Annotated in this window: 2 protein-coding genes, 14 tRNA genes and 2 rRNA genes; 17 read left to right on the top strand and 1 reads right to left on the bottom strand. The window is 36.7% G+C overall.

Annotation, left to right across the window (positions count from 1 at the left end):
- From G4Z05_RS16245 to G4Z05_RS16165, 17 genes are all read left to right on the top strand, one after another.
- Nucleotides 1-203 (top strand): 23S ribosomal RNA (locus G4Z05_RS16245); the annotation flags it as partial.
- A 148-nt stretch (nt 204-351) separates the two neighbouring features.
- A 5S ribosomal RNA gene (gene rrf, locus G4Z05_RS16240) occupies nt 352-468 on the top strand.
- Between the two features lie 10 nt (nt 469-478).
- Nucleotides 479-553, top strand: a tRNA-Asn gene (locus G4Z05_RS16235).
- A gap of 7 nt (nt 554-560) precedes the next feature.
- A tRNA-Ser gene (locus G4Z05_RS16230) sits at nt 561-651 on the top strand.
- 18 nt (nt 652-669) lie between these two features.
- Nucleotides 670-744 (top strand) — tRNA-Glu (locus G4Z05_RS16225).
- A gap of 4 nt (nt 745-748) precedes the next feature.
- A tRNA-Val gene (locus G4Z05_RS16220) sits at nt 749-824 on the top strand.
- Between the two features lie 20 nt (nt 825-844).
- Nucleotides 845-918, top strand: a tRNA-Met gene (locus G4Z05_RS16215).
- Nucleotides 919-921: 3 nt separating this feature from the next.
- A tRNA-Asp gene (locus G4Z05_RS16210) sits at nt 922-998 on the top strand.
- A 38-nt stretch (nt 999-1,036) separates the two neighbouring features.
- Nucleotides 1,037-1,112: transfer RNA gene (locus G4Z05_RS16205), tRNA-Phe, on the top strand.
- Nucleotides 1,113-1,137: 25 nt separating this feature from the next.
- Nucleotides 1,138-1,222, top strand: a tRNA-Tyr gene (locus G4Z05_RS16200).
- Between the two features lie 7 nt (nt 1,223-1,229).
- Nucleotides 1,230-1,303, top strand: a tRNA-Trp gene (locus G4Z05_RS16195).
- A gap of 13 nt (nt 1,304-1,316) precedes the next feature.
- Nucleotides 1,317-1,392, top strand: a tRNA-His gene (locus tag G4Z05_RS16190).
- A 41-nt stretch (nt 1,393-1,433) separates the two neighbouring features.
- A tRNA-Gln gene (locus G4Z05_RS16185) sits at nt 1,434-1,508 on the top strand.
- Between the two features lie 5 nt (nt 1,509-1,513).
- Nucleotides 1,514-1,588 (top strand) — tRNA-Gly (locus tag G4Z05_RS16180).
- Between the two features lie 8 nt (nt 1,589-1,596).
- A tRNA-Cys gene (locus G4Z05_RS16175) sits at nt 1,597-1,670 on the top strand.
- Nucleotides 1,671-1,676: 6 nt separating this feature from the next.
- A tRNA-Leu gene (locus G4Z05_RS16170) sits at nt 1,677-1,758 on the top strand.
- Between the two features lie 946 nt (nt 1,759-2,704).
- On the top strand, nt 2,705-3,619 hold the full coding sequence (locus tag G4Z05_RS16165) for a HEAT repeat domain-containing protein (protein WP_163252829.1): 915 nt from the start codon (nt 2,705-2,707) through the stop codon (nt 3,617-3,619).
- A 238-nt stretch (nt 3,620-3,857) separates the two neighbouring features.
- Here the strand turns inward: G4Z05_RS16165 and G4Z05_RS16160 are convergent, their stop codons facing one another.
- On the bottom strand, nt 3,858-4,406 hold the full coding sequence (locus tag G4Z05_RS16160; protein WP_205597606.1) for a ribonuclease FAU-1 family protein: 549 nt from the start codon (nt 4,404-4,406) through the stop codon (nt 3,858-3,860).
- Between the last annotated feature and the right edge of the window lie 305 nt (nt 4,407-4,711).

Here is a 4,711-nt window from a genome sequence, read left to right as displayed (position 1 = left end):
TCTTGCCAAAGGCACCGCTGGGTAGCTATGTGCGGAAGGGATAAGTGCTGAAAGCATCTAAGCATGAAGCCCCCCTCAAGATGAGATTTCCCATAGCGTTAAGCTAGTAAGATCCCTGAAAGATGATCAGGTTGATAGGTCAGAGGTGGAAGCACGGTGACGTGTGGAGCTGACTGATACTAATCGATCGAGGACTTAACCAAATAATAAAGTGAAGTCATTCGCTTTTGGCGAACTCGTTCTTTCTGACTTCTTCTGCATTATCTAGTTTTGAGGGAATGAAAAAAAATGAAAATTTCCTCTTGCAAAATATAAAAAAGTCATTATAATAAAATAGTGTCGAATGCATGGTCTGGTGGCAATGGCGAGAAGGTCACACCTGTTCCCATACCGAACACAGAAGTTAAGCTTCTCAGCGCCGATGGTAGTTGGAGCGAAAGCCCCTGTGAGAGTAGGACGCTGCCAGGCTGTAGATTATTCCGCAGTAGCTCAGTGGTAGAGCTATCGGCTGTTAACCGATCGGTCGCAGGTTCGAATCCTGCCTGCGGAGCCATTTATACGGAGAGCTGTCCGAGTGGTCGAAGGAGCACGATTGGAAATCGTGTATACGCTAACCGCGTATCAAGGGTTCAAATCCCTTGCTCTCCGCCATAATCAAGTTTTTAATATGGCCCCTTGGTCAAGTGGTTAAGACACCGCCCTTTCACGGCGGTAACACGGGTTCGAATCCCGTAGGGGTCACCATCATGGAGGATTAGCTCAGCTGGGAGAGCATCTGCCTTACAAGCAGAGGGTCGGCGGTTCGATCCCGTCATCCTCCACCATATTTTTAGATTAATATAATCGCGGGGTGGAGCAGTCCGGTAGCTCGTCGGGCTCATAACCCGAAGGTCGCAGGTTCAAATCCTGCCCCCGCAATAAGGTCTGGTAGTTCAGTTGGTTAGAATGCCTGCCTGTCACGCAGGAGGTCGCGGGTTCGAGTCCCGTCCAGACCGCCACTTGAAGATAGTAATCCCGTAAGGGAGTTTGATATTTCGGCTCAGTAGCTCAGTCGGTAGAGCAAAGGACTGAAAATCCTTGTGTCGGCGGTTCGATTCCGTCCTGAGCCACCATTTATACAATTAATTTTAAATAAGTGGAGGGGTAGCGAAGTGGCTAAACGCGGCGGACTGTAAATCCGCTCCCTCAGGGTTCGGCGGTTCGAATCCGTCCCCCTCCACCATTGTAATAGGGGTATAGTTTAATGGTAAAACGGAGGTCTCCAAAACCTTTGATGTGGGTTCGATTCCTACTACCCCTGCCAAAATAATATGATGGCGGTCGTGGCGAAGTGGTTAACGCACCAGATTGTGGCTCTGGCATTCGTGGGTTCGATTCCCATCGATCGCCCCATTAAATTTATTATTGAAAATAATTGCTAATTGTTATATTATTGGGCTATAGCCAAGCGGTAAGGCAACGGACTTTGACTCCGTGATTCGCTGGTTCGAATCCAGCTAGCCCAGCCATATTTGCGGAAGTAGTTCAGTGGTAGAACACCACCTTGCCAAGGTGGGGGTCGCGGGTTCGAATCCCGTCTTCCGCTCCAAAAATTAAGGCGGCATAGCCAAGTGGTAAGGCAGAGGTCTGCAAAACCTTTACCACCGGTTCGAATCCGGTTGCCGCCTCCATAATATGCCGGTGTGGCGGAATTGGCAGACGCGCACGACTCAAAATCGTGTTCCTTCGGGAGTGTCGGTTCGACCCCGACCACCGGTATCGTAATAGGGTTAGATCCTTATAAATTAAGGCTTTCAGCATTTATGCTGGAAGTCTTTTTTTTTAATAATGCTTGCGTCTTATTCAAAATTCAGATGAATCGAATCTTATGCTTAGAAGAGAATCACTGTGCTAAGAACATGTCGTGCTAAGTTGACTGATGATATGACTTAGTTGGAGAACCTACGTTTACACCCAAGGATAAAGCAACTATGACAGCAAAGGCACTAGCAAGTATTCTAAAAAAATACGCAAAAAAAAATAGATAGTGCCATAGATAAGGGAATTGACCTATTTATTGAAATTTTTACCTAAAGATATAAGTACATATGTATGGTGTTTGATTTTAGCTATAATTATTGGAAATGCCATTATAAAATTCTTTAAAAAAGGTTAATTTTGAGGAGTGATTTCGTTTTATAGTAGGTATTTTGTTTCTAGGCTTTATTTGGGTACTTTATTTTACTCTCAAGTAATTTTTAGCATAGCTAATTATTTACATTTATGATTCTATTTAATTGATAAAAAGATACTTTGATTAATTTATTTAATAGTCAAACGTTTATAGAAATGACTATTTATATTTAAAACAATTTAAATCCTTCATGTTCGATTGCAGGATTTTTTATGTTAACTTTACTCAAATTTATAATGTAGTTGAGATTTTACTTATTAATATAAGAAATTTATGATGAGCTGTAAAAGTTCAATAAATGTTAAGTCGTTCATCAAAGGCCTTAGCATTTTTTTGCAGGGTAAATTAAAAATTCAACTTTTTTATATATATGTTTCAGTCTAAAATACTTGAGCATACGCAGAACATGAAGTTTTTCATGTTCTTTTTTATTACCAAAATTAAAAAGCCGAATGTAAAAACATTTAAGAAGGGATGAATGGTTACGGTGTAGAACCATAGATTATGGAAGGTAATAGGGAGTGTACTTTTATGGATGAAGAACAACTGTTAGATTTAATCAAAGAAATGTCAGATAGTGAGAGAGAACTTTTAAGTGAAGAATCTCTATCTTTTCAGGCTTATCGAAAAGCAGAAAAACTAACAGATATTAATCATATTCCTTTTTTACATTATTTATTAGAAAAAACAAAAGAAATAGATACTAGGAACAATATTTACTTCATATTAAGTAAAATTGGTGCCAATACTGGAGATAAACGTGTATTAGATATTCTTTTTAAAGGGCTTGAAACGGAAAAGAATAATTATTTATTAATGCGGATACTTGAAGGAATTGCGGAACAAAGGAAGGTAGAAGATTGTACACCTATTATTAAACTTATCAATGATAAACGTCATTTAGTTAGACATTCTGCAATGAAGGCAATACGGGCTTGTAAAAGTTGTCTAGCAGAGGAAGCAATCATTAAAATTATTTCGCATGCAACAGATGAAAATGATTTAAGATATGCATGTTCAGTATTATGTGAAATTGGTACAAATAAGTCTATTCCTTACCTAATATATTTACTTCAACATACAAAAGGAGATACTAAATGTTCAGTTTTGTGGGCATTAAGTGAATTAGGTGATCATTCTTTACTTCCTATTTTTTTAAACGCTTTAGAAGATAGGTCTTCCTCAGTTAAGTGCTATGCATTGTTAGCTATCAAAAAACATGGGGATGAATCGGCCATTAACCCTGTAATTGTTCGTATAAAAACTATATTGAAAAGAAAAAGAACGGTGAAAAGTGATGATCTTTTAATAGGGTTGGAATTTCTAGTTCGTTTTATAAAGGATTATAAGGAAATTAGTGATTTATTTGATTGGATAAAATCGAAAAAGTGGGATTTGCTTTTTGACAATGAAAAGAAATGGATAAACAATTTTGAAGGTCTATAAACGTACCATAATAACGTATATGGTTTACTCTTACACACTTCTACAACGTTTTTATTGGAAATCTTGAAAAATCCTATGTTTAAATACTTCTTCATAAAGTCCTATATAAACAAGGGAACCCAAGAAATGTTTTTAGTGCATTTCTTGGATTTTTGTATTTTCTCAAACCTTCATATGGGATTAGTTTTTTACTACTTGTAGTAATATGAATGGTTTCAAATCCTTGGAAAAGGACTTCTCAGCCCTTATTTAAAAGTGGAATAAATCTTTGATGGTTATATATACTTTCAGATTCTTTAATCGTTTGAGAGAGTATGTGATGAATTGAGCTTAATAATGTTTCTAATGAACGTTTAACTGAACCATTCTCAAATCTCTCTAATGCTTCTGGTAATTCATCTTCATCCAAAATAAAATATTCACCATTCGGAAGTGCTAGTACATCTATTATTAAATCTTCAAAGGAAACCACATTTTCTTCGAACTTTGTATTTTTTACAATGTTAAAATACGAAGCTAAATAATTTCCATCTTTATCTCTCCAAAAATATAAATTATATGGACGATCTTCCCAATAATAAGCAATGGTATAACTCCCTACTGGAATAGTGATATTCATATGATTAACTTGTATGGTAAAAGCTTCTTTAATAATGTGAAACAAAACGATACATTGACTTTGAACACATAACAAATTACATTTATATTCTACAATTTTCGAATCATACCGTATTTTTCTCTCTGTTATCTCCTTCCATTGATTCTGACTACTTTCTAAATTAAACAAAATTTATTCATTCCTTTCAAATACATCCTTCTCTTCCTCTTCATTATAGGCTTTTCCGAGATTGTATAGATAACTAAATAAAACAGCAATCCAAAAATCTATATGATGGGCTGTAAAAAGAATCAATTAAATAGCTAATTAAAAGAGGTAAATATTATATAAGTTACTTTTAAAATTTTGGACCTACGTCAATATTCCGGACACAAATAAATTAAATTCCAAACCACTTTCTAATTTAAATTACAGTTACCTTTCGTGGCTTGACATGGAGCCTCGGCGGGCATGAGTTCTATGCCAGGAAGCCA

Origin of the sequence: Neobacillus thermocopriae, assembly GCF_010975035.1 — a bacterium.
GTDB lineage: Bacteria > Bacillota > Bacilli > Bacillales > Cytobacillaceae > Neobacillus > Neobacillus thermocopriae.
The sequence above is the reverse complement of the archived record's forward strand: the minus strand, read 5'-3'. Positions and strand labels throughout refer to the sequence as shown.

What these genes read in the sequence shown, in the direction of transcription:
- G4Z05_RS16165 (WP_163252829.1), top strand. Translation starts at nt 2,705, where the DNA reads ATGGATGAAGAACAACTGTTAGATTTAATCAAAGAAATGTCAGATAGT.